The 22,345-nt window shown below is 70.7% G+C and carries 17 protein-coding genes and 8 pseudogenes; 16 read left to right on the top strand and 9 right to left on the bottom strand.

Going from position 1 to position 22,345, the window contains the following annotated elements:
• The first annotated feature begins 143 nt into the window (after positions 1-143).
• Together IEY86_RS37700 and IEY86_RS37045 are read left to right on the top strand one after the other, a co-directional pair.
• Positions 144-266, top strand: a complete 123-nt coding sequence (locus tag IEY86_RS37700; RefSeq protein WP_265805965.1) for a carbonic anhydrase — start codon at positions 144-146, stop codon at positions 264-266.
• Between the two features lie 90 nt (positions 267-356).
• Positions 357-1,946, top strand: a complete 1,590-nt coding sequence (locus IEY86_RS37045) for a polysaccharide lyase family protein (protein WP_229698940.1) — start codon at positions 357-359, stop codon at positions 1,944-1,946.
• A gap of 282 nt (positions 1,947-2,228) precedes the next feature.
• Here IEY86_RS37045 and IEY86_RS31820 read toward each other — a convergent pair whose 3' ends face one another.
• Both IEY86_RS31820 and IEY86_RS38295 read right to left on the bottom strand, forming a co-directional pair.
• On the bottom strand, positions 2,229-3,146 hold the full coding sequence (locus IEY86_RS31820) for a TIGR03564 family F420-dependent LLM class oxidoreductase (RefSeq protein WP_189135386.1): 918 nt from the start codon (positions 3,144-3,146) through the stop codon (positions 2,229-2,231).
• Positions 3,147-3,531: 385 nt separating this feature from the next.
• Positions 3,532-3,705 (bottom strand): annotated as a pseudogene (locus IEY86_RS38295) (alpha/beta hydrolase domain-containing protein); the annotation flags it as partial.
• Between the two features lie 668 nt (positions 3,706-4,373).
• On the opposite strand from IEY86_RS38295, the gene IEY86_RS31815 reads away from it, so the two are divergent.
• From IEY86_RS31815 to IEY86_RS31785, 9 genes and pseudogenes are all read left to right on the top strand, one after another.
• Entirely contained in the window at positions 4,374-5,636 is a 1,263-nt protein-coding gene (locus IEY86_RS31815) for a vanadium-dependent haloperoxidase (RefSeq protein ID WP_189135385.1), read from the top strand.
• A 304-nt stretch (positions 5,637-5,940) separates the two neighbouring features.
• Positions 5,941-6,443 (top strand): annotated as a pseudogene (locus IEY86_RS31810) (amino acid ABC transporter ATP-binding protein); the annotation flags it as partial.
• A gap of 119 nt (positions 6,444-6,562) precedes the next feature.
• Positions 6,563-6,784 (top strand): annotated as a pseudogene (locus IEY86_RS37040) (ABC transporter substrate-binding protein); the annotation flags it as partial.
• A gap of 126 nt (positions 6,785-6,910) precedes the next feature.
• On the top strand, positions 6,911-7,687 hold the full coding sequence (locus IEY86_RS31805; protein ID WP_189135384.1) for a GNAT family N-acetyltransferase: 777 nt from the start codon (positions 6,911-6,913) through the stop codon (positions 7,685-7,687).
• Positions 7,688-7,793: 106 nt separating this feature from the next.
• Positions 7,794-7,910 (top strand): putative leader peptide, encoded by a 117-nt coding sequence (locus IEY86_RS38290; protein WP_373287119.1) that lies wholly within the window; start codon positions 7,794-7,796, stop codon positions 7,908-7,910.
• Positions 7,911-7,985: 75 nt separating this feature from the next.
• On the top strand, positions 7,986-9,197 hold the full coding sequence (locus tag IEY86_RS31800) for an LLM class flavin-dependent oxidoreductase (RefSeq protein ID WP_189135383.1): 1,212 nt from the start codon (positions 7,986-7,988) through the stop codon (positions 9,195-9,197).
• Positions 9,198-9,217: 20 nt separating this feature from the next.
• Positions 9,218-10,627: an NtaA/DmoA family FMN-dependent monooxygenase gene (locus IEY86_RS31795; RefSeq protein WP_189135382.1), complete on the top strand. Its 1,410-nt coding sequence runs from the start codon at positions 9,218-9,220 to the stop codon at positions 10,625-10,627.
• Entirely contained in the window at positions 10,624-11,709 is a 1,086-nt protein-coding gene (locus tag IEY86_RS31790) for an LLM class flavin-dependent oxidoreductase (RefSeq protein WP_189135381.1), read from the top strand. The genes IEY86_RS31795 and IEY86_RS31790 overlap by 4 nt, the downstream gene beginning before the upstream one ends.
• Positions 11,710-11,723: 14 nt before the next feature.
• Positions 11,724-12,851, top strand: coding sequence for an LLM class flavin-dependent oxidoreductase (locus IEY86_RS31785; RefSeq protein WP_189135380.1), 1,128 nt, complete (start codon positions 11,724-11,726; stop codon positions 12,849-12,851).
• A 12-nt stretch (positions 12,852-12,863) separates the two neighbouring features.
• On the opposite strand, the gene IEY86_RS37925 is transcribed toward IEY86_RS31785, so the two are convergent.
• The 3 genes from IEY86_RS37925 to IEY86_RS31770 are packed head-to-tail and all read right to left on the bottom strand — an operon-like array spanning position 12,864 to position 15,983.
• Positions 12,864-13,463, bottom strand: coding sequence for a zinc-binding dehydrogenase (locus IEY86_RS37925; protein ID WP_308425191.1), 600 nt, complete (start codon positions 13,461-13,463; stop codon positions 12,864-12,866).
• A 16-nt stretch (positions 13,464-13,479) separates the two neighbouring features.
• The gene (gene metX / locus IEY86_RS31775; RefSeq protein ID WP_189135406.1) at positions 13,480-14,625 is read right to left on the bottom strand and encodes a homoserine O-acetyltransferase MetX; all 1,146 of its coding nucleotides are present in this window, start codon (positions 14,623-14,625) and stop codon (positions 13,480-13,482) included.
• Positions 14,622-15,983, bottom strand: a complete 1,362-nt coding sequence (locus tag IEY86_RS31770; protein WP_189135378.1) for a bifunctional o-acetylhomoserine/o-acetylserine sulfhydrylase — start codon at positions 15,981-15,983, stop codon at positions 14,622-14,624. The genes metX and IEY86_RS31770 overlap by 4 nt, the downstream gene beginning before the upstream one ends.
• 1,219 nt (positions 15,984-17,202) lie before the next feature.
• Here IEY86_RS31770 and IEY86_RS31765 point away from each other — a divergent pair.
• Positions 17,203-17,405 (top strand): annotated as a pseudogene (locus IEY86_RS31765) (cold-shock protein).
• 825 nt (positions 17,406-18,230) lie between these two features.
• On the opposite strand, the pseudogene IEY86_RS31760 reads toward IEY86_RS31765, so the two are convergent.
• From IEY86_RS31760 to IEY86_RS31750, 3 genes and pseudogenes are all read right to left on the bottom strand, one after another.
• Positions 18,231-18,555: pseudogene (locus IEY86_RS31760) on the bottom strand (alpha/beta fold hydrolase); the annotation flags it as partial.
• Between the two features lie 93 nt (positions 18,556-18,648).
• Positions 18,649-19,062: pseudogene (locus tag IEY86_RS31755) on the bottom strand (pyridoxamine 5'-phosphate oxidase family protein).
• Positions 19,059-19,751 carry an NAD(P)-dependent oxidoreductase gene (locus IEY86_RS31750; protein WP_189135377.1) on the bottom strand — a complete coding sequence of 231 codons (693 nt, stop codon included), beginning with the start codon at positions 19,749-19,751 and terminating at the stop codon, positions 19,059-19,061. The pseudogene IEY86_RS31755 and the gene IEY86_RS31750 overlap by 4 nt, the downstream one beginning before the upstream one ends.
• A gap of 76 nt (positions 19,752-19,827) precedes the next feature.
• Between IEY86_RS31750 and IEY86_RS31745 the strand changes: the two genes are divergently transcribed.
• On the top strand, positions 19,828-20,481 hold the full coding sequence (locus IEY86_RS31745) for a TetR/AcrR family transcriptional regulator (protein ID WP_189135376.1): 654 nt from the start codon (positions 19,828-19,830) through the stop codon (positions 20,479-20,481).
• 188 nt (positions 20,482-20,669) lie between these two features.
• Here IEY86_RS31745 and IEY86_RS31740 read toward each other — a convergent pair.
• Positions 20,670-20,912, bottom strand: a pseudogene (locus IEY86_RS31740) (ISL3 family transposase); the annotation flags it as partial.
• On the opposite strand from IEY86_RS31740, the gene IEY86_RS37920 reads away from it, so the two are divergent.
• From IEY86_RS37920 to IEY86_RS37025, 3 genes and pseudogenes are all read left to right on the top strand, one after another.
• The gene (locus IEY86_RS37920) at positions 20,793-21,710 is read left to right on the top strand and encodes a Mu transposase C-terminal domain-containing protein (protein WP_189135375.1); all 918 of its coding nucleotides are present in this window, start codon (positions 20,793-20,795) and stop codon (positions 21,708-21,710) included. The pseudogene IEY86_RS31740 and the gene IEY86_RS37920 sit on opposite strands and share 120 nt — an antisense overlap.
• Positions 21,707-22,054, top strand: a complete 348-nt coding sequence (locus IEY86_RS31730) for an AAA family ATPase (RefSeq protein WP_229698939.1) — start codon at positions 21,707-21,709, stop codon at positions 22,052-22,054. The genes IEY86_RS37920 and IEY86_RS31730 overlap by 4 nt, the downstream gene beginning before the upstream one ends.
• Before the next feature lie 123 nt (positions 22,055-22,177).
• Positions 22,178-22,345: pseudogene (locus IEY86_RS37025) on the top strand (transposase); the annotation flags it as partial.

Genomic DNA, 22,345 nt, shown 5'->3' with positions numbered 1-22,345 from the left:
AACAGGGGGATGTCCTTGTTGGTGGCGGCCTGCAGGGTGAGCGCTCCTAAGCCCGGGCGGCCGAACACCGACGACGGCTTCTAGGACGAATCCAGGAGGAGACAGGCATCCGGCCGTCCTGGGCGCCCGAAGCCTTCACGGACTTGGAGACGGACGTCCGCCAGCCCATCGCACGCATTATGGCCGACCCTTTCCTCGTCCGCAAGGACGGCATCCGCGGATTCGTCTTCGATGTCGCCGCTGGCAAGCTTGAAGAAGTCCTCTGACACCAGCGAGCCAGGAATGTGGCAGAGCGCTGTGGACGTGGCGCTCCGAGCCGCGCTCGATGGCGGCCCGCGACCTGACCGCGCCTTGCCGTGCACACCCGGGCCGTCACGGTCGCCGCGGGCGACGTCACCACCGTGCACACCATCACGATCAACGGCGACCCCGCTGCCGACACCGCGATATGGCGCATCGGCGACTGGAACGGCACCCCGGTCGGCTTCAAGAACGCCTCCCTCGTCACCTACGCCCACCCCTCCGACTCCCGCGCCGCCGCCTGGACCGCCGACACGTACGTCATCGGCAGATCGACTCCCTCGGCCTGGTCCGCCTACCAGTTCAAGGAGATCGTCCAGGGCCTGCTGACCTCCTTCACCCTCGCCGCCGCCCAGGCCGCCGCCGACCGCACCCCGCGCATCGGCATCACCACCGCCAAGGCGGGCGGCAGGCCCCAGGTCACCGTCAACGACACCTGGACCTCAGCCATCCCGGCCGCTGCCGCCGAGCCCTCCACCCGGAGCCTGGCCGTCGGCAGTTACCGCGGGAACAACCACACATGCGAATACGTCATCCCCGGCGCCCAGTTGCTGTCCCGGCACCAACACCCTCCGCATCGACGTCATCAGCGGGTCGGCGGGCGGCGGGGCCCACCTCAGTCCCAGCTACGGTTTCGACGCCCTGGACCTGCTCTGAGGGCGGGACCGACAGGGGCGCGCTGTGCTGTCGCTCCGGCAAGACCACAGGACGCCAGGAACGTTCCTGGGCCTGAAGGTGAGGACGTCGTGCTGCATCTGACGATCGAGATTCTCGGCCTTCACGGAGGGGCTGGGATGATCGGCGTTTGCTCCGGCGCAGCGGTCGAATTGAGAGGGTGCCATGTACGTGCATACGGATTCAAGACGAATGGTGGACCGGAAGTGGAGGAAGTCCAGGTGCCGACACCGGCGCCCGGCCCTGGCCAGGTACTGATCGAGGTCGCGTACGCCGGGGTGAACTTCGCCGAGGTACAGCACCGGCGAGGCGAGTTCGGCGAGCCCGACGGCCCCGGCGGCTACGACGTGCCCGGGCTGGAGGTCTCCGGCACGGTGGCCGCCCTCGGCAGCGGGGCGAGGGGACCGGCTGTCGGCGAGCAGGTCGCCGCCTACCTTCCGGCCTTCGGAGGATACGCCGAGTTCGTGGTGGCTGACACGGACTTCGTCCGGCCGGTCAGCGGACTCCCGTTGGCGCACGCGGCGGGGGTGCCGTGCGTGTATCCGACGGCCTACGGCGTGCTGGCGGACGCGGGACGGCTGCGCGACGGCGAGACCGTCCTGATCCATGGGACCGCCGGCGGGGTCGGTTCGGCCGCGGCGCGGACCGCACGTGCGCTCGGCGCGGCACGTGTCTTCGGCACGGTGGGCTCCCCCGAGAAGGCACAGCTGGCCGCGGCACTGGGCTACGACGCGCTGTTCGCCCGCGACGACTTCCTGGACGCGGTCCGGGAGGCCACCGGGAGCCGCGGGGTGGACCTGGTGCTGGACCCGGTCGGTCGGCGAGCCGGTGCGGCGGGCGAGTCTGCAACTCCTGGCCCTCTTCGGTCGGGTCGTCGTCTACGGGGACCTCGGGCGTCACGCGGACTGGACGGCGGACGTGTGGGATCTGTGGAAGAACAACCGGAGCATCGCCGGGTACAACATCGGTGACGTCGCCCGCCGTTCCCCCGCCACGATCGGCGAGCACTTGTCCAAGGCGCTGTCCGTGCTCGCCTCCGGAGCACTTCCCTGCGCCTCTCCGACCGTCGTCCCGCCGGCGGATGTCGCCGAGAGGCCCACCGGCTCTTCGAGGCCGGGGGCACCCACGGGAAGACCGTGCTCGCCGTCGCGGGCCAAGGAGCGGGGTGAGTGGGCCCTGACACGCGTCCGGCGGGTTTCGGGAACTGCCACGCGTCCAGCCTCTGACCCGTTCGCCACTTGGGCCGAGGTGCCTCAGCCGTTCGCCAGTTCTCCAAGCAGCTTCCACGTACGGCGCCGGTCCTCCTCGTTGCCCAGGTCCGTCGCGGTGAACACGACCTCCGTCGCGCCGGCCTCGCGGTAGCGGCGTACCTCGGTGGCGACGGTCTCCTCGTCACCGATGACGGCCAGGTCGGCGGCCCGGGTGCCGCCGGAGAGGCCGATGACGCGTTGGTAGGAGGGGAACTGCTCGTAGAACGCGAGCTTCTCGGTCGCGGTCTCCCGTACGGCCTCGATGTCGGCGGTGACCACACCGGGCACGAAGGCCACGATCCGGGGCGCCAGCCGGCCCGCGGCCTCGGCCGCGGCGGTCACGGCCGGGACGATGTGCTCGCCCAGCGCGCGCGGACCGGCCAGCAACGGCAGGATGCCGTCCGCGAGTTCGCCGGAAGCGCGCAGTGCCTGCGGCGCCATGGCTGCGACCAGGAGCGGCACCGGCGGTTCGGCGCCCGGCACCGTCGTCGGCAGCGGTGTGGTGGCGGTCAGGAGTTCGCCGTGGAAGTCGGCGCTGCCCGTCTCCAGGAGCTGGCGCAGGGCGGTGAGGAACTCGCGGAGCCGGGTGATGGGGCGTTCGTACGGGATGCCGAAGCCGGTTTCGGTCAGGTGCTTGGTGCCGAGGGCGAGCCCGAGGTGGTAGCGGCCACCGGTGGCGGCCTGGGCCGTCTGGGCCTGGCTGGAGACGAGCAGCGGATGACGGCCGAAGACCGGGATCGCGGCGGTCCCTACGTGCAGCCCGGGCACCTCACGGCCGACGATCGCGGCGAGCGCGGGAGAGTCGTACGCGAAGGTCTGCCCGAACCATGCGGAGCGCAGTCCGGCCTCGTGGGCCTCCCGCGCGAGCTGCACCGTGGTGTCGATCCGGTTCTGGAGAGGGAGTGCTACGCCAATGGTCATACCGACGCAACCGACAGGCGCGTGACGGGCATTCCTGCCCGCCCCTGACAAGCTCATGGCGATCTCGTAACAGCACCGGACTACCTGGAGATCCGGCTGAAGGCGCGTCAGAAGCCCAGGCTGCCGCCATACGCGCACTCGATGCGTACGGAGCGAGCCGGCTGCCGCTCAGGGAGCCAACGGCGAAACGCCGTGCTCGGAGACCGCGTGCACACTGCCACAACGACATTGGGTGTCGCCCCGGGATGCGGGAAGGGATCCCAGGCGATCGAGTCACGCCCCGTTCAGGAGTACACGAAGGAACTGCTCGCCGCCGCACCGGGAGGCTTCCTGATCTTGGGCAGATCGAGGCGGTGGAGGGGAGCCGACCAGTCCTCTGCCGCCGTCACGCCCGCTCGAAATCCTCGTCGAGGAGCAGTCGCCGGGCCACGAGTTCCTCGGCCGCGGCCCTGATCCGGGCGGCATAGGCGGCCGCGTCGCCGTAGCGTTCCTGCGTGCTCGGGCGGGGATCGCCGGTGATCAGGCGGTCGTCCTCGGTGGCGGTGAAGGGCAGCGTGGAGCCGGTGAACTCGTGCGGCGCGCCACCGGGTGTGTGGTGCCTCCGATCCTCTCGGCTGCCCGGGCAGTATCCGGACCAGGCCGGCGCTTTGGGAAGACTGCTGGCTCAGACGACGGCTCTCCGTCGTCAACTGGTGCAGGGCGCCGACCAGCGCCTCGACGTCGGCCTTGAGCCGCCGGGACGGTCCGGACCACCGGCCTGAGCCTCGCCCGCGGCACGCTCGCAATTCGCCGCTGGCTCCTCAGGCACACCTCACTGGCGGCGTTGTCGGCCTGGGCGACGTGGCACGACACGACCTTGCTGGAGCCGGTTGTCCCGGAGCAGCAGTTGACGACCCTTCGCCGTCTTGTCCGTGGCGCCCCCTCGGGTAACGGGCGCATGGCGGAGACACGAAGCTGTCGTTGCAATGCACAAGTGGTCAACCACCGCTTGTTGACCGGTAATTGGGGCGTGGGTAGCGTCCCTGGCATGCGGATCTCTCTGCGGTTCACCCGACGGCGCGCCGTTGATCTATTGCGTGTCGCCGCCGAGCTGTGTAGCTGACCTTCACCACACCGCCGCAGCCGCCCCCACGCTGCGTCCGCCCTTGACGGCGGCGTTGAGGGCGTGCAGGTCGGCGTGTGTGTCCCGGCAACAGCAGTCACCCGCACGTGCGCGAAGGAGTACCCGTGAACCCGCTCAGAACCCGCCGCTCCGCCCTGAAGGCGCTGGGCTCGACCGCCCTGCTGGCCGCCGCCGTCACCGTCCCGTCCGCCACAGCCGCCGTGGCGCACGAACGGAAGTCGCGCCCGTCCGTGGCTTTGGACTGGTACGACGCAACGGCCGCGACCATCGCGGCGGCCGGCGCCGCCACCCAGATCACCAACAGCAGGACCTGGGCCATCAGTTGGCTCGCGGCGGCTCGAGCCACCCGCGAGGTGCCGCCCGGCGTCGACCGGAGTGCGTTCCAGGATGCGGCCCTGGCGTCCGCCGTACACGACTCCCTGGTGGCCCTGGTCCCGTCCCGCGCCCAAGAACTGGACACCGCGCTGCGCACGACACTGGACCGCTTTCCGGACGGACCGGCCAAGGCGAAGGGCGTGGCGGCCGGTGCGCGCGAGGCGCGGCGGGTCCTCGCCTCCCGCGAGGGCGACGGCCTCGACCCGACTTCGGTGAACGCGCCGTTCACCGTGCCGCCGGCGGCTCCCGGCGTGTGGCAGCCGACGCCGCCCGCCTACGCTCCGGCCGCGCAGTACGGCAACCGGCTCGCCCGTCCCTTCCTGCTGGCCGGCCCCGACCAGTACCGGCTGCCCGCGCCGCCCGCCCTGGACTCCGCGCGCTACCGTGCCGACCTGGCCGAGGTCCGCGAGTACGGGGCCGTGGACAGCACCGTACGCACCGAGCGGCAGACCGAGACCGCCACCTTCTGGTTCGGCTCCTCGCTGACGCTCTACACCGAGCCGCTGCGGGTCGCCGTGGCCCGCTCGCAGCGCTCCACCCCGGGGCGGGCTGCGCTGGTGGCCCTGTTCCACGTCGCCTTGGTGGACACGCAGATCGCCACGGCCGACACCAAGTACGCCTACCTGCGCTGGCGCCCCGTCACGGCCATCCGCACCGGTGCGATCGACCCCGACCCCGAGTGGACGCCGCTGCACATCACGCCGGCCCACCCCGACTACCCCAGCGGGCACAACACCTACGCCGGCGCGGCGGAGACAGTTCTCACGGCGCTCACTGGACCGCGCACCGCGCCGTTCGAGCTGACCAGCCCCACTGATCCCGGTGTGACCCGCACCTACACGGCCTGGAGCCAACTGTCCCAGGACAACCTGGACGCCCGCGTCTACTCCGGCATCCACACGCGCTCCGCCGACAAGGCCGGCCTTTTCCTCGGCAAGCGGGTCGCGGGGCACGCGCTGCACAACGCGGAACGGTTGTTCGGCGTGTTGTGAGCGACGTCTGGCCGGCGGCTCCGTCCCGAACGTTCCCCACTCGAACGGGGCTGCTGCTCCTCCCGCAGTGCCTGAGCCACCGTCTGGGGCGAGTCCGGGCGGCGGGGCGCCCGGGTGGTAGGTGACCGAGCGGAGGGCGCAGGTGCAGCGGGAAGACGCCGTGGCGCTCGTACAGCGGCCAGGAGACCGGGGACTTGCGGTCGAGGCCGACGTTGACGCCCTGGAACGGGGCCATGCCGATGAGCTGGTGGACCGGTTCCGGTGTGGCGCGTTCGGCGCCGTCCACGGCGAGGGCGAAGCGCCAGCGCAGCGCAGCCGGATCGGGTTCGTCTTCCAGAACTTCACCCCCTTCCCGCACCTGACCGTGCTGGACAGCGTGGCCGCGGCTGCGGTGACGACCGGCGGGCTGACCAAGCCCGAGGCCCAGGATCTGGCCCGCGACCTGCTCGCCCGCGTAGGGCTCGCCGACAGACCAGCGCCCACCCCCGGCAGTTGTCCTGCGATCAGCAGCAGCGCGTGGCCATCGCCCGTGCCCTCGCCCTGCTCCCCGGCGTCATCCTCTTCGACGAGCCGACCTCCGCCCTCGCCCCCGAGCTGGTCGGCGAGCTGCTGGCCGTCATCAAGAACCCGGCCGGCGGCGGCACCACCCTTGTCATCGTCACCCACGGGATCGGCTTCGCCCGTGAGATCGCCGACCGGGTGGTCTTCATGGACGGCGGCCGGATCGTCGAACAGGGCCCGCCTGCCGAGGTGCTGGACCGCCCGAACCGGGGGCGGACCAGGGACTTCCTCAGCAAAGTCCTCTGAACCAGCCCCCGCTCCGCAAAAACGACCCCACGGTACCCCTGCCCAAGCCCGCGGCCCTCCGGGACCGCCCCCCACACTCTCATCGCACAACCGACAAGGACACCCATGCGCACCTCACGCTCACTAGCAGATTCCTCCGCGGCGTCACCGCGTCCGCAGCCGTCGCCTCCCTCGCCGCAGGGCTCGCCGCGTGCGGTGGCGACAGCGACGCCGCCACCAAGACCGTCAGCGCGTCGGCCGGGGCGGTCACCGTCGGCCTACTCTCCAACGGAGCCGCCAAGGAGACCGAACTGAAGGTGTCCGAGGTGAAGTCGATCAGCGCCGAACTGCCCAAGACGGTCGCCCTCCAACGAGGCCGTCAGCACCTCCCAGATCAACCCGCCCGGGCTGCCGCTCGACAACCCCTGATCCGCCGCCAGTCCCGGCCGCGCCGCGCCGCGTTCCAGATACGGAGACTCCGCACCGCCATGTCCAACAGCGTCCACCACGCCCCGTCCCCGAGCCCGACGGAACCGCACATCCTGGACAACGCCGCCTGGGCCGCGCTGACGGGCCCGCACGCCCATCTCGCCGAGCGTGTCGGCCGGGCCGCCCGCTACCCCACGGACGTCTCCCCGTTCACCGCCCTGGACGACCCCGCCGATCCCCGCGCCTGGGACGACCTGGCCGCACTGGTCGGACCCGGCACCGTCACCCCGGTCACCGCGGTCCAGACCGTGCCCGGCGGGTGGGAGATCGAGCACAGCGGCGAGGGCGTCCAGATGGTCGACACCGCGCTGTACGCCGAACCCGCACCCGAAACGGTACGGCTCGGGCCCGCCGACGTACCCGAAATCCTCGGCCTGATCGCCCTCACCCAGCCGGGCCCCTTCCTGCCCCGCACCGTCGAGCTCGGCACCTACCTCGGCATCCGGGACCGCGGGCGGCTGATCGCCCTGGCCGGCGAACGCCTCCGCCCGCCGGGCTGGACCGAGGTCAGCGCTGTCTGCACGCACCCGGACCACCGCGGCCGCGGCCTGGCCACCCGGCTGGTGCGTGCGGTCGCGGCGGGGATCAGGGAACGCGGCGACACCCCCTTCCTCCACGCCGCCGCGAGCAACACCCACGCGATCCGGCTCTACGAGTCCATCGGGTTCACCCTGCGCCGCCGTACCCGGTTCGCGCTCGTCCGCACGCCGGACGGACAGCAGGAAACGCAAGACGGGGAACAACAAGAAGCCGGACAGCGGGAAGAAAGGGCATAGCCGTGCTGTTGTGCCTGGCGAGTGAGTGGCGCCCCTTCGGGACCCGCGAGCGCGAGGCCGACAAGGACCCCCGGGCCGCCGGGCCGGAAGGGCGGAGGTGAGGCACATGCGTCCCGTGTCCCGTCACCGAGCCGTGAAACCCGCCCGGCCCCGCCGCCTGCACCTGTACTCCCGGCCGCACATCGACCTGCTGCGCGTGGCCGGCGCGCTCTGTTGCTCCTGACCCGTTGTCCTCGCAGCCGCACCCTTCGTACGGGGCCGGCTCCATCGCACGGCTGATCAGGAAGGCACCACTCCCATGTCCTCGTCACCCTCCCCTCTGCACCTCGCCGTCGCCCTCGACGGCGCCGGCTGGCATCCGGCCGCCTGGCGCGAGCCCGTCGCCCGTCCCCGCGAACTGCTCACCGCCGCCTACTGGACCGATCTCGTCACCGAGGCCGAGCGCGGTCTGCTCGACTTCGTGACCATCGAGGACGCACTCGGCCTCCAGTCCTCATCCTTCACCGAACCCGACGGCCGCACCGACCAGGTCCGCGGCCGCCTGGACGCCGTCCTCATCGCCGCCCGGGTCGCCCCGCTGACCCGCCACATAGGTGTGGTGCCGACGGTGGTGGCCACCCACACGGAGCCGTTCCACATCTCCAAGGCGATCGCCACCCTCGACTATGTGAGCACCGGACGCGCGGGCCTGCGCGTACAGATCACGGCACGCCAGAACGAGGCCGCGCACTTCGGACGCCGGACGTTCCCGCCATTCCGCATAGAGGACTACGACACGCCTGCTGTGCAGGAAGTGGTGGCCGACGCCTTCAACGAGGCCGCCGACTATGTCGAGGTCGTGCGCCGACTCTGGGACAGCTGGGAGGACGACGCGGAGATCCGGGACGTCGCCACCGGCCGCTTCATCGACCGGGACAAGCTGCACTACATCGACTTCGAGGGCAGGCACTTCAGCGTCAAAGGCCCCTCGATCACGCCCCGCCCACCCCAGGGCCAGCCGCTCGTCAGCGCCCTGGCCCACGCGACCATCCCCTACCGGCTGGTGGCCCAGGCCGCCGACATCGGTTACGTCACCCCGCACGACGCCGGTCGGGCCCGTGCCATCGTCGAGGAGATCCGCGCCGAGCAGACGGCGGCCGGCCGCGCCGACGAGACCCTGCACGTCTTCGGCGACCTGGTGGTCTTCCTCGACCACGATCCCGCAGAGGCTGCGGCCCGCCGGGAGCGCCTGGACGCCCGTGCGGGATACCCGTACACCAGCGACGCCCCGATCTTCACCGGCACCCCCGCCCAACTCGCCGATCTGCTGCAGGAGCTGCAGTCGTCGGGGCTGTCCGGCTTCCGGCTGCGTCCCGCCGTCGCCGGTCACGACCTCCCGGCGATCACCCAGGGCCTGGTCCCCGAACTTCAGCGCCGGGGCGCCTTCCGCCGCGCGTACGAGGCCGACACCCTGCGCGGGCTGCTCGGTCTATCCCGCCCCGCCAACCGCTACGCCGCAGCCACCGCCTGAGCCGGAAGGACCGCACCGACATGAGCAAGCCGCTGAAGCAGATCCATCTGGCCGCGCACTTCCCGGGCGTCAACAACACCACGGTGTGGAGCGACCCGAAGGCCGGCAGCCACATCGAGTTCAGTTCCTTCGTCCACTTCGCGCAGACCGCCGAACGCGCCAAGTTCGACTTCCTGTTCCTCGCCGAGGGGCTCAGACTGCGCGAACAGGGCGGGAAAATATACGACTTGGACATCGTCGGCCGACCCGACACCTTCACGATCCTCGCCGCGCTCGCCGCCGTCACCGAGCACCTCGGCCTGACCGGCACCATCAACTCCACCTTCAACGAGCCCTACGAGGTGGCTCGCCAGTTCGCCAGCCTCGACCACCTCTCCGGCGGCCGCGCCGCCTGGAACGTCGTCACCTCCTGGGACGCCTTCACCGGCGAGAACTTCCGCCGCGGCGGCTTCCTCCCGCAGGAGGAGCGCTACTCCCGCGCCAAGGAGTTCCTGGCCACGGCGAACGAACTCTTCGACTCCTGGCACGGGGACGACATCGTCGCCGACCGGGAGACCGGCACCTTCCTGCGCGACGCGCAGGCCGGAGCCTTCGTCCACCAGGGCCGGCACTTCGACATCCAGGGGCAGTTCAACGTCCCGCGCAGCCCGCAGGGGCGTCCGGTGATCTTCCAGGCCGGAGACTCCGACGAGGGGCGCGAGTTCGCCGCGTCGAGCGCCGACGCCATCTTCAGCCGGTACGCCACCCTGAGGGAGGGCCAGGCCTTCTACGCCGACGTCAAGGGGCGCCTCGCCCGGTACGGCCGCGGCCGCGACCAGCTGCTGATCCTGCCCGCCGCGAGCTTCGTGCTCGGCGACACCGACGCCGAGGCGGAGGAACTGGCCCGCGAGGTGCGCCGCCAGCAGGTGAGCGGGGCCACCGCCATCAAGCACCTGGAGTTCGTCTGGAACCGGGACCTGTCCGCGTACGACCCGGACGGCCCGCTCCCCGACATCGCCCCGGATCTCGGCGAGCACACCATCGCCCGGGGCCGCGCCCAGGTACGGATGTACCGCGACCCGCTGGCCACGGCCCGCGAGTGGCGCGAACTCGCCTCCGCCAACAAGTGGTCCATCCGCGACCTGGTCATCGAGACGGGCAACCGCCAGAACTTCGTCGGCTCCCCAGCCACCGTCGCCGAGACCATCAACGACTTCGTCCAGGCCGACGCCAGCGACGGCTTCATCCTCGTCCCGCACATCACCCCGAGTGGCCTCGACCCCTTCGCCGACCAGGTCGTCCCGCTGCTCCAGGAACGCGGCGTGTACCGCACGGAGTACGCGGGCACCACTCTGCGCGACCACCTCGGTCTGGCTCTGCCCCACTCTCGGCTTCGCTCGAGCGGGGGGACCCCCATCGACGAGATACGCGACGAGCGTGTGGCGTCATGAAGTTCCTCGCCATCACCTTGATCGTGCACGCCCCGCACCCGGTGACGGGCGTACGAAAGCCCACCCAGGACCGCTTCCGCGAGGTGCTCGACAACGCGCTCCTCGCTGAGGAGCTGGGCTTCGACGGCTTCGGCGTGGGGGAGCGGCACGAGCGGCCCTTCATCTCCTCCTCGCCGCCCGTCGTCCTCAGTCACATCGCCGCCCTCACCTCCCGTATCCGGCTGTTCACCGCGGTGACCACGCTCAGCCTCCTCGACCCGGTGCGGGCGTACGAGGACTACGCGACCCTCGACCATCTCTCCGGTGGACGACTCGAGCTGATCATAGGCAAGGGCAACGGGGCCGCCCAGCGGGGCCTGTTCCAGGTCACCCCCGAGGACCAGTGGGACCGCAACGCCGAGAGCTACGAGGTGTTCCGCAGGATCTGGCGCCAGGACAAGGTGACCGCCAAGACCCGCTTCCGCCCGGAACTCAAGGACGCGGAGGTCTGGCCCCGTCCCCTCCAGCAGCCGGTCAGGGTCTGGCACGGCAGCGCGACCAGCAAGGAGTCGGTCGACCTGGCCGCCCGCCATGGAGACCCGCTCTTCTCCGCCAACGTCACCAACCCCATAGAGCCCTATGCCGAGTTGATCCGCTACTACCGCGAGCGCTGGGAGCACTACGGCCACGATCCGGCTGCCATCGCGGTCGGTGCGGGGACGGCGGGCCTCTACGCGGCCCGCACCTCCCAGGAGGCGATCGCCGACTACCGGCCCGTGTTCGAGGGGAACCTGGAGTTTCAGAAGCGGCTGGGCCTGGAGCCGGTGTTCTCGACCCTGGAAGACTTCGTGGAGCGTAGCTCGGCGCTGATCGGCAGCCCCCAGCAGATCATCGAGAAGGTGCACTGCTACCACGAACGGTTCGGGCACACCGTGCTCCATCTGCATGCGGATGCAGGAGGACTGACGGATCGTCAACACCGCGATTCCCTCGAACTGTTCCAGTCGGACATCGCGCCCGTGCTGCGCCGCGAGATCCCCGATCCACCGTTTTCATGGGGCCCGGTCCTCGCGGATCCCGTGTCCGTGCCCGCCGACCGCTGAGGAGCCCTCCGCACATGTCCGACATCCCCCTCGGCGTCCTGGACCTGGTCCCGATCTCGTCCGGTTCCACCGCCACCGAGGCGCTGCGCAACTCCATCGACCTGGCCCGGCAGGCCGAGAGCTTCGGGTACGCCCGTTACTGGTTCGCCGAACACCACCTCAACCCGGGCGTGGCCGGCACCTCGCCCGCGGTCGTCCTCGCCCTGACCGCCTCCGCGACCTCGACCATCCGGCTCGGTTCCGGTGCCGTACAGCTCGGGCACCGCACCGCCCTGTCCACGGTCGAGGAGTTCGGCCTGATCGACGCCCTGCACCCCGGGCGCCTCGACGTGGGCCTCGGCCGCTCCGGCGGACGCCCGCCCGGTGGCTCCGCCACCCCGCTGCCGACCGCGACTCCGGTGGTCGACGGCCGCGCCCCGGGCGGCCTGCGCATCCCGCCCCGGTTCTCCTTCGAGCACCTGCTCGGCTCACCACGCATCGCCCTCCAGCGCAAGCTTCTCCTTCTGCCGAACGCCGAGTCGCAGGACTACGGCGAGCAGATCGACGACATCCTGGCGTTGCTGGCGGGCACGTACCGCTCCGCTGACGGCGTCGAGGCCCACGTCGTGCCAGGAGAGGGCGCCGACGTCGAGATCTGGATCCTGGGCAGCAGCGGCGGCGAGAGCGCCGAGGTCGCGGGCCGCAATGGCCTGCGGTTCGCGGCCAATTACCACGTCAGTCCGGCCACGGTGCTGGAAGCAGCGGAGGGCTACCGCGCCGCGTTCCAGCCTTCCGACGTCCTGGACAAGCCGTACGTCAGCGTGTCCGCGGACGTCGTGGTCGCCGAGGACGACGAGACCGCCCGCGAACTCGCCACCGGCTACGGCCTCTGGGTCCGCAGCATCCGTACCGCCGAGGGCGCGATCCAGTTCCCCACGCCCGACGAGGCGCGCGCCCACGCATGGTCCGACGCGGACCGGGCGTTGGTCCAGGACCGCCTCGACACCCAGTTCGTCGGCTCCCCGGGCCGGGTCGCCGACCAGCTGGAACAGCTCCAGGAGGCCACCCTCGCCGACGAGCTGCTGATCACCACGATCACCCACGGCCACGCGGACCGGGTGCGGTCCTACGAGTTGCTGGCCGAGGAGTGGCGCAAGAGGTGAGGCGCGAGACGTTCAGCGCCGGGACTGACGGATGGTCAGCAGGTGGCGGCGCAACAGAGCGCGGCTGCGACACGTACGAGATCGAGGCGGAGGCGGCAGGTCAGCGACTGGCGCGGCATGCGGCGATGCGTGCATGGGTGACGCTGGGCGACCGTTCCTCAGCGCCTCGGCAATGGGCCGTGCGGGCGTCGCGACACCTGGCACTGCGCCGTGGACGACTACGGCGATGGTGCCTGCGCTTACATGCGGGAAGGCGATCTCGCGGGAGCGCAGCCAGTCCCCGAAGCGCTTGGTCCATTCCTCCGTCACCTCGGGATGGTCCAAGCTTGGCTGACGAGCCGGAGTCCGTCGATCTCTGCGGGTGGCGCTGCCACCGTCCCGGCGCGGCGACAGCTGTCCTGACAGCGCGCCGACCAGTACGAAGCGGGCACCCCGGCGCGCGGCGCGCACAGCCGCGGTCAGTTGCTCACCGCCGACGGTGTCCAACAGCACGTCGATGCCGTCCGGCGTCGCCGCGGCCGGTTGCTCGTCGATCGGCCGGGGTCCGGGCACCACGACCGCGTCGTAGCCCAGTTCGGCCCGCAGCCGATCGGCCTCGTCCGTCGAAGACAAACTTGAACGGCCGCCGCTACTCGACGAGTTCGCGTACGAGCGCGGATACCTGCTCCACTTCGATGAGGAAGCCGTCGTGACCATAGGGGGATTCGATCACTCGGAGGTGATCCGCTGTGTGGATCCCGGCGGCCAGCTCCGCCTGCTGGGTGAGGGGATACAGGCGGTCCGAGCTGACTCCGGCGACCAGCGTCCTGGCGGTCACGCGGCGCAGGGCGGCGCGCGTGCCGCCGCGACCGCGGCCGATGTCGTGCGTGTTCATGGCGTCTGCCAGCACGACATAGCTGCCCGCGTCGAAGCGGCGCACGAGCTTGGCGGCGTGGTGGTCGAGATAGGACTCGACCTGGTACCGGCCGCCCTTCCAGGGGTCCTCCGTACCCTGGGGTGTGCGAGCGAATCGGACCTGCAACTCGGGCTCGCTGCGGTAGGTGACGTGGGCGATGCGGCGGGCCAGGCCGAGCCCCGCGTGCGGACCCCGGCCCGTGTCGTGGTAGTCGCCGCCACGCCAGTGGGGGTCGCTGCGGATGGCATGGAGCTGGATGTTGGCCCAGGCGATCTGCTCCGCGCTTGCCGCCGCCGTGGTGGCGAGCAGGAGGAGTGCGCTCGTGCGTTCCGGATACGACACGGCCCACTCCACAGCGCGCATCCCGCCCATGGAGCCGCCGATCACCAGGGCCCAGCGGCCGATGCCGAGTGCGTCAGCCAGGCCGGCTTCCGCGGCGACCTGGTCGCGCTGGGTCGGAGAAGGGAAGGTTCCACCCCAGTGTCGTCCGTCGGGACGCGTCGATGACGGTCCGGTACTGCCCTGGCAGCCGCCCAGCACGTTGGGAGCGACGACGAACCAGCGGTCCGTGTCCAATGCCAGACCCGGCCCGATGAGCCCGTCCCACCAGCCGGGGGTGGGGTGACCGGGTTCGGCCGGTCCGGCGACATGGCTGTCGCCGGTGAGCGCGTGGAGCACCAGTACGGCATTGGAGCGGTCCGGTGCCGGCCGCCCCCAGGTTTCGAACGCGAGCCGCACACCGGGCAGTTCACCTCCTGCCTCCAACGGCAGCGGCTTCTCCCGCACGTGCCACTGGCGGCGACCTGGAGGGTCCCCCTCCCGCCAGGCCCCGGAGGCCGGCGGGAGGGGGACCGCGGACGGCGTCAGTGCGGTGTTCAGGACGCGCCCTTCGCCGCGCGGAAGCCTGCCTCCAGGTCCGCCTTGAGGTCGGTGAGGTTCTCGATGCCGACCGACAGACGAACCAGGCCGGGCGAGGTGCCGGTCGCCGCCAACTGCGCATCGTCCAGCTGGCTGTGGGTGGTGGACGCCGGATGGATGATGAGACTGCGTACGTCGCCGATGTTGGCGAGATGGCTGAACAGCTCGACGGCATCGACGAACCGCTTGCCGGCCTCGACCCCGTCTCGCAGTTCGAAGGCCAGGACCGCGCCGGCACCGCGCGGCAAATAGCGCCGCCCTGCCTCGTACCACCGGTTGGACTCCAGGCCCGGGTAGTGCACGGCGGCGACTTCGTCGCGCTGTTCCAGCCACTCGGCCAGGGCCTGGGCGTTGGCGGAGTGCCGTTCGATGCGCAGGCTGAGCGTCTCCACGCCCTGCAGCAGCAGGAAGGCCGAGTGCGGGGAGAGAGCGGGCCCGATGTCGCGGAGCAGCTGCACGCGCAGTTTGACGGCGAAGGCGCCCGGGCCGAGCGCGGGCCAGTACTGCAGGCCGTGGTAACTGGGATCCGCTTCGCTGAAGTCGGGGAAGCGGTCGGCGTGCGCGCCGAAGTCGAAGGTGCCCCCGTCGACGACGACGCCGGCGATGGTGGTGCCGTGGCCGCCGAGGAACTTGGTCGCGGAGTGGACGACGATGTCGGCGCCGTGCTCGATGGGCCGCAGCAGATACGGGGTTGGCACGGTGTTGTCCACGATCAGCGGGACACCCGCCTCGTGCGCGACGTCGGCCACCGCCCGTACGTCGAGCACATTGCCGCGCGGATTGCCGAGTGTCTCGGCGAACAGCGCCTTCGTGTTCGGCCGGATCGCCGCTCGCCAGGCTTCGAGGTCGTCCGGGTCGTCGACGAAGGACACCTCGATGCCGAACTTGGGCAGGGTGTGGCGGAACAGGTTGTACGTGCCGCCGTACAGGGACGTGCTGGAGACGATGTGGTCGCCCGCGCTCGCCAGCGTCAGGATGGCAAGGGTCTCCGCGGCCTGTCCGGAGGCCAGGGCCACGGCGGCGACCCCGCCTTCGAGCGCGGCGATCCGCTGCTCGAAGACGTCCTGGGTCGGATTGTGGATACGGGTGTAGATGTTGCCCGGCTCGGCGAGCGAGAACAGGTCGGCGGCGTGCTGGGTGTCGCGGAAGACGAACGAGGTGGTTTGGTAGATCGGCACCGCCCGCGCCCCGGTCGTCGGATCCGGAGCGGCGCCGGCGTGGATCTGCTTGGTCTCGAACGACCAGGCCGAGGTGTCGGGCCCGGCTGGTTCGTCCTCGGGGGTGTGGCCGGCGGTGACGGAGTCGATCGGCTGGCTCATGGTTCTCCCTTGTGCGGGTCGTGCAGGGTGCGTGAAGAGACCGCGGGGCTGCTGTCCGGACTGGAAGAGGGTAGGGCGGCGGACAGCGCAGTGCGGCGTTGAAGAGGGGGGATCAGACGCCGGAACGCGACGTCAGCTCACGGCGGAACAACACGTGGTGGTGACACGCACGTAGTCGACGTGGCGGCGGGTCACGAGCACGGTCATGGGGTCAGGTAACCACAGGTGGTGACGGCGCACCAGCACGACTTGAAGCGAGACGATGCCTCGGGGCCCCGCCCGACCGTCGCCCCGGTCGCCGTCTCACCCGTCGGGACACCCAGTGGACGCACCTGCGAGCGAGTGCTTTGATCCGGCCATGGAGACCACTGGCCAGGCACACACGGTACTGCTCGACCCGTTCTGGGTGAGCCGCCGCGCCGACCAGTTCGACCAGATCTGTCATTGACCGCCGTGTAACGACCACCGATCTCGTCCCTCCCTTTTCCGAATCCGGCGTGATGCAGTAGTAGTCGCCGTCCGGTATGGAAGTCCGGGGTTCGGCGATGGTCGGCGCCACAGACGTGGCGGTGATCGGCAGCAGCACGGAGCACGCCATGATGCCGAGCTTTGTAGTCCTGCGAACCTTCAACGGGTCCCCGTCCGTCTCGTGAGTCATGTCTACCGAGACGGAGACCCCCCATCGTGGGCAATTCCCGATACAGGCCGGACATGTTCGAATGCCTGGCTGATATTTCATGCTTGTTGCCGCGAAGCTTGGCCCGGCCGCGCCCTGGTGTCCTGCCGCGGGATCCCCGCCGACACCCCGGGCGTTCCTCGAGTTCTTCGAGGGCCTGCATGCACACCCGTGCCTGAAAACACGGCCGCCGGGAGCCGCCCGGGACGGGCGGTCGCCGGTCCCGGGCGTCAACGGCTCCTCGCCTCACTGCGTATTGCCGGTCCTGCGCAGCGGGCGTCTGGCGCCGGGCGTCGGGCGCCTTCCCCACGCGGGCGGCTCGTTGTGTGATGCGGCCGAGCGGCCTTCGGCTCCTGAAGGTCCCAAGCGGATCGCTGCTCTGTGGTGTCGGGCGGTTCCGCGGTGTAGCGTCACTGGCGGATGCCGTGGTTCGCAGTTCCTGCCCGCGCCCTGGCGTGGGCGCTTTGCTGTGCCGGGCGGGACCGGGGCGATCACCTGCGGGTGCGCGCGGTGCGGATCCGATGTCGACCGAGAGGCACGAGCGTGGCCAGTGGCACCGTGAAGTGGTTCAAGTCCGAAAAGGGCTTCGGCTTCATCGCGCAGGACGGCGGGGGACCGGACGTCTTCGCGCACTACTCCAGCATCTCCGGGTCCGGGTTCGGGAGCTGGCCGAGGGTGAGGCTGTGGAGTTCGAGGTGACCCAGGGGCAGAAGGGTACGCAGGCGGAGAACATCCGTCGACGGTGAGCACCCCCACGGCCGTGGTGACGATGCCACGCCGTGAGCGCACCGGGAACCACCGGGGCCCTGCGGCACCTGCACCAGCCCTGGGTGTGCCGCGGGGGATTCGGCGACCGGGCCGTTCCTGCGGCCTTGGATGGTGTGGCTTCTGCGGGCGCTGCGGTGGTGTCGGCTTCGACCGCGTCGGTGGAGGGAGCATTGCTGCGGACGGCGTTGGACACCGAGCCCTGCTTGCGTTCGCGGTCCAGGAACCCCTGCGCGACGAGCGCTTCGAGTGTGTTGCGCACCACCTGGGAACCCTGCTCTGTGCGGTGGGGGTGCGCTGTGGCGAGCTCGGTGAGGACCTCGCGGACCGTGCGGGGCTCCTCGTGCCGGGCGAACACCTGCTTGACCAGCTCGCGCAGCGTGGGTGCGCTGCCCTGTCCCGTGGGCACCGCCTGCGACCCGGCCGCTGCCCTCTTCCTCCGGCCTGTGCCCGCTGTGCTGCCCGACCTTGTCGCCCGCGCCAGGGGAACCGGCGCGGCGGCGTTCGCCGAAGCGGGCCCACCGCTGCCCTCCGGCACGGGTGCAGCACTCGGCGCCAGGGCTGCGGATTCACCGTTGAGGGTGCCGTGCACACACACCAGCAGGGCGTGATCGCTCTCGAGAGCGGCCAGCCGGATCTGCACGGCCTGGAGCTGCTCGCGGATGCGTGCCTGCTCCTGGGTGTTGGCCTCCAGGTCCGTGGCAACCCTGGCCGCGTACTGGTCCTTGAGGGGAGACGCTGTCCGGCTCGGCCGACATGGCAGCTCGCTCTCCTGATGCTGCGGTGTTGCTGCCGAATGCTGCTCACCCGGCAAGAGCACAGATGATTGTCTCGGTGAAGGCGAGGCTGCGGACGCGGCGCGGGCGGCGGGCGGCGCGGTCGAAGGCGAGGGTGCCGCCCCAGTCGTGGACAACAGGGGACGCGGCCTGGGCAGGGCCGAGGGCGTCGAACCAGGCGTCGAGGTAGCGGGCGGGGTACGTCGAAGGAGTGGGCGAGGTCGGGCTTGCCGGAGTCGCCCATGCCGATGAGATCGGGGGCCAGAAGGCGGCTGCCGGGCGCGGCCACACCCGGCAGGACGTTCCGCCATGGGTGGGAGGAGGCGGGGTTGCCGTGAAGGAAGACGAACGGCAGCCCGTCAAGGTCGCCGGACCCGCGGTAATGGAGGGTGGAGTCGAGGACGGGAGGGTGGGCACGGCGGTGTCACTTCGCCTTCAGGACGGGGATTCAAAGGTTGAGGCTCAGGACACGGTCGACGGCGATCTCGACGACGACCGTGTCCAGCGGGGCGGGCGGGGCCGCGCGGTAGCGGACGGTAGTGGCGGACAGCCTCGGCCAAGCGCGCGGGGTCGTCGGTGACGGCGGCCCGGCCTTCGAGGGTTACCCAGCGGAAGCCGTCCGCCTCGCAGAGCGCGACACGGGCCCTCGGGCCGCCCGCCACCACGTTCCGGGCCTTGCGCGCTCCCGCCCGGGTGGTCACCCGGACCAGGCCGGTGGCCGCGTCGAAGGTGAAGCAGACAGGGGTGAGGTGCGGGGTGCCGTAGGTGCGGAGGGTGGTTGAGGGTGGTTGAGGGTGGCCGTGCGGGGGCGAGTGAGGAACGCCCGTGTGACGGCCGGGAGATCGACGGTCGCCCGGCTCACTTCTTCTTCACGCCCTCGTTCCAGATCAGCTTGGCGATGTTCGGCTTCACGGCCGTGGTGATGACACCCATGGCCGCACGGACGTACCGCCGTTCCTCCAGCTCGCGCAGCATGCTCGCGGCGAGGTCGGCACGGGCGGTGAAGACGCCGTCGGCGCTGGTCTCGGCGGTGTGGTAGTCCGTGACGACGGGGTGCTCGAAGAGGCCCGAGGGCCGGACGAGGGTCCAGTCTAGGTCCGTCTGACGGATCACGGCCTCCATGCGGCGCATGTCCTCGTGGAGGGTGCGGCCGAGGCGTCGGTTCACCAGCGGGTCGAGCACATGATTGAAGAAGTGCGCGCCGGTGGGACGCCAGTTCGGGTCGGCGATGCTGGAGCTTACGACGAGCAACCGCTTGATGCCGTGGCGGGCCAAGGCCCCGGTGATGGCCGTGGCGCTCGCAGAGTATGTGGTGATGGTCTCCTTGCTGAAGCGTGCGCCCAATGCGGAGAGGACGGCGTCCGTGCCCCCGATCGCGGCGTTGACGGCCGCCGGGTCGGTGGCGTCGGCGACGGCCGCGGCGAGGCCGGGCCGCGTGGGGAGGGAGCCGGGGCGGCGGGTCACGGCGACGACCTCATGGCCGGCAGCGAGGGCCTGGTCGGTGAGGTGGCGGCCGGTCGGTCCATTGGCGCCGAAGACTGCGATACGCATGGCGTCGGGTCATCCCTTCGTGTGGTTACCACAACGCGCTTGACTGTGCCGATCACGGAACGCAGGCTCAACGCTGATGAATAACGCCGCCCCTGCCCCCGCCCGCACCCGAGGCCGCCCCCGCGGCAACCCGCCGACCCGCGAGTCGATCGTCTCGGCGGCCCGTGCGCTGTTCCTGCAGCGCGGCTACCGGGGCACCACCCTGCGTGCGGTGGCGGGAACCGCCGGGGTCGACCCGGCTCTCATCGCGTACCACTTCGGCTCGAAGAAGGGCCTATTCGCGGAAGTGATGCAGTTCCAGTGCGCCAACGCACTTGCGGGAGACGTCCTCGGCGGCGACCCGGCAACCCTCCCCGACCGTCTGATCGACTCGGTGACGGACCTGTGGGAGGACGCCGACTTCCTGCAGCTCACCGCCCAGGGCGAGGAGGCTGCCGAGGTGATCCGCGAATACCTGGAACGCGAGCTGCTGGGCCGGCTTGTTGAATTTCTCGGCGGGCGGGACGCGACCGCCCGCGCCACGGCCGTGGTGACGATCCTCGGCGGTCTCATCTACACCCGCTACCTCAACCCCCTCCCCACCCCCGCCACCCTCACCCCGTCCGAGACCCGCCACATCCTCACCCCAGCGCTGCGTGCGGCACTGGCCCCGAGGCCGCGCACCGCGGCAACCACCAGAGCGGGCCGTCGGGGCTCGCCGACCTCTGGTGGAGGCGCCGTCCGGCCTTGACTGAATGATGCTGCACAGGTGTCCACTCGCCGGGACGGCCGGCACCTCCGCAAGACCGGGGATGTGCGGGCGTCAATGGGGGTGTGCGGCCGGTCGGTTGCAGCCACGTCAGAGCCCGACAGATCGACGCACCACACGGTCATGCCGTCAGCTGCGGCAAGGGGAGCGTCAGGAATGTTCCCAACTCACACACGCCCCGAGTAACTCCCCGCTAGCCTCAATACCGGTAACACGGCTTTGACTTGCCTAGTTGGGCGGGCCGTGCGTCGCTGGTATCGCTCCAGGACTCCGGGCACCTGCCCGCAGAAGGTGTGACGGCAGCCGCGCGTGGGACACACCAGGCGCCGGACCCGCACGCGGACCACCACCCGGCGCCCGTCGACCGGTACGTCGGCCACCGTCCGCCGGCGTTGGAACGCCGGGCAGACGGCTCGGTGGCGCCCAAGTCAGCGGTCGCGGACATCAGGTTCTCCGGCGGCGGCAGCGCAGACCTGATTCGTCTGGGGGACCGGTCGGGACATGCGCTGTCCCTGGACTGGGGCAAAGACCTGCCGGTGCCGGTGCTTGAGGACTCTTCTGCCACCTACGCCGACGTGCTCCCTGATGTGGATCTGCGGCTGACGGCGACGGCTGAGGGCTACCAGGAGGTGCTGGTCGTCAAGACCGCGCAAGCGGCCGACAACCCGCAATTGGCCAGGGTCACTTGTCCGCGCAGGGTTGAGGACGACGGCCGGGGACGGAAGCTGACCAGCCACGGGGTGCGCTGGCGAGGCCGTGACTACCTCGGCGCGTGGATGGCCGGTCAGGCCGGCCGCAGCGTCCGTATCCGATACATGCCCCATCACGATCACGAGATCGAGGTCTTCGACCCTGCCGGGCACCACCTCGGATCCGCCCACCTCGCCGACGCCGCCACACCCGAGCAACTCGATGCCCTGCGTCGGGCCCGTACCACACGGGCGCGCCGCCTGCGGGAAGAGACCAAGAAGGCTCAGGCTCTGCGCCGGCAGCGTTTCGCCCCCGCCACCACACCCGCAAACCCACAGCGCTTGGGCGCCGTGACGGCAGCCGAAGCCGACCAGGAACTCCAAGCTGCAGCCAACAGCGACATGACCGCCCCGGCCCTCCCCGATCTGATCCCGCCCGCGCCGCCGCCCGAGGACTGGAACACCCCGCCCAGCCTGCCCCCCGCACACCGGACCCGGCCCAGCGCGGAAGACACGCGATGACCAGCCAGCTGCCACCACGGCAGACCGACCACTACACGCAGCTCCCCGACACCGCAGTGGTGACAACCCGCTCCCTGCTGACCGCCAGCGAGAACATCGCCGACACCATCGAGGCCAGGGCCATGATGTGCCTCCACGGCCCAGCCGGCGTCGGAAAGACCCTCGCCGTCAACGTCTGCCTGCGCGAAGTCGAACGCACCCGCGGCGAGCAGGTCTGCCGGATCACCTTCCGCGCCCGCCCCACCGCCCGCGCAGTACGCCACGAACTCTTCGCCGCGCTCGGCCTGCCGGGCGAACCTCCGCGCCACCCGTCCGAGTTCGGGACTGTAAATCGTTCGGTGTAACTCCCGATCGTGGAAGATGCATCGATGACCAGTGAGAACGTGTCCGATCCGAGACCGTCGAGCCCACGAAGGCTGCGTCGGTGAAGGCCGTGGACGACCAGTTGATCGACGAGCTGGTGNCACAAGCACGACCCGGCGGGCAGGAACGGTGGCAACTCCCGCAACGGCACACGCTCCAAGACAGTGCTGACCGACGTCGGACCGGTAAAGATGACCGTGCCCCGCGACCGCGACGGCTCCTTCGAGCCGAAGATCGTCAAGAAGCGGCAGAAACGCCTGACCGGCGTCGAC

This window comes from Wenjunlia tyrosinilytica, from assembly GCF_014646055.1.
Classification (GTDB): domain Bacteria; phylum Actinomycetota; class Actinomycetes; order Streptomycetales; family Streptomycetaceae; genus Wenjunlia; species Wenjunlia tyrosinilytica.
The sequence above is the reverse complement of the archived record's forward strand: the minus strand, read 5'-3'. Positions and strand labels throughout refer to the sequence as shown.

Bases quoted from the DNA above. Each gene is read 5' to 3' on its own strand.
- IEY86_RS31820 (WP_189135386.1), bottom strand. From the start codon at position 3,146: ATGACCATTGGCGTAGCACTCCCTCTCCAGAACCGGATCGACACCACG.
- IEY86_RS31805 (WP_189135384.1), top strand. From the start codon at position 6,911: ATGTCCAACAGCGTCCACCACGCCCCGTCCCCGAGCCCGACGGAACCG.
- IEY86_RS38290 (WP_373287119.1), top strand. From the start codon at position 7,794: ATGCGTCCCGTGTCCCGTCACCGAGCCGTGAAACCCGCCCGGCCCCGC.
- IEY86_RS31800 (WP_189135383.1), top strand. From the start codon at position 7,986: ATGTCCTCGTCACCCTCCCCTCTGCACCTCGCCGTCGCCCTCGACGGC.
- IEY86_RS31795 (WP_189135382.1), top strand. From the start codon at position 9,218: ATGAGCAAGCCGCTGAAGCAGATCCATCTGGCCGCGCACTTCCCGGGC.
- IEY86_RS31790 (WP_189135381.1), top strand. From the start codon at position 10,624: ATGAAGTTCCTCGCCATCACCTTGATCGTGCACGCCCCGCACCCGGTG.
- IEY86_RS31785 (WP_189135380.1), top strand. From the start codon at position 11,724: ATGTCCGACATCCCCCTCGGCGTCCTGGACCTGGTCCCGATCTCGTCC.
- IEY86_RS31770 (WP_189135378.1), bottom strand. From the start codon at position 15,983: ATGAGCCAGCCGATCGACTCCGTCACCGCCGGCCACACCCCCGAGGAC.
- IEY86_RS31750 (WP_189135377.1), bottom strand. From the start codon at position 19,751: ATGCGTATCGCAGTCTTCGGCGCCAATGGACCGACCGGCCGCCACCTC.
- IEY86_RS31745 (WP_189135376.1), top strand. From the start codon at position 19,828: ATGAATAACGCCGCCCCTGCCCCCGCCCGCACCCGAGGCCGCCCCCGC.
- IEY86_RS31730 (WP_229698939.1), top strand. From the start codon at position 21,707: ATGACCAGCCAGCTGCCACCACGGCAGACCGACCACTACACGCAGCTC.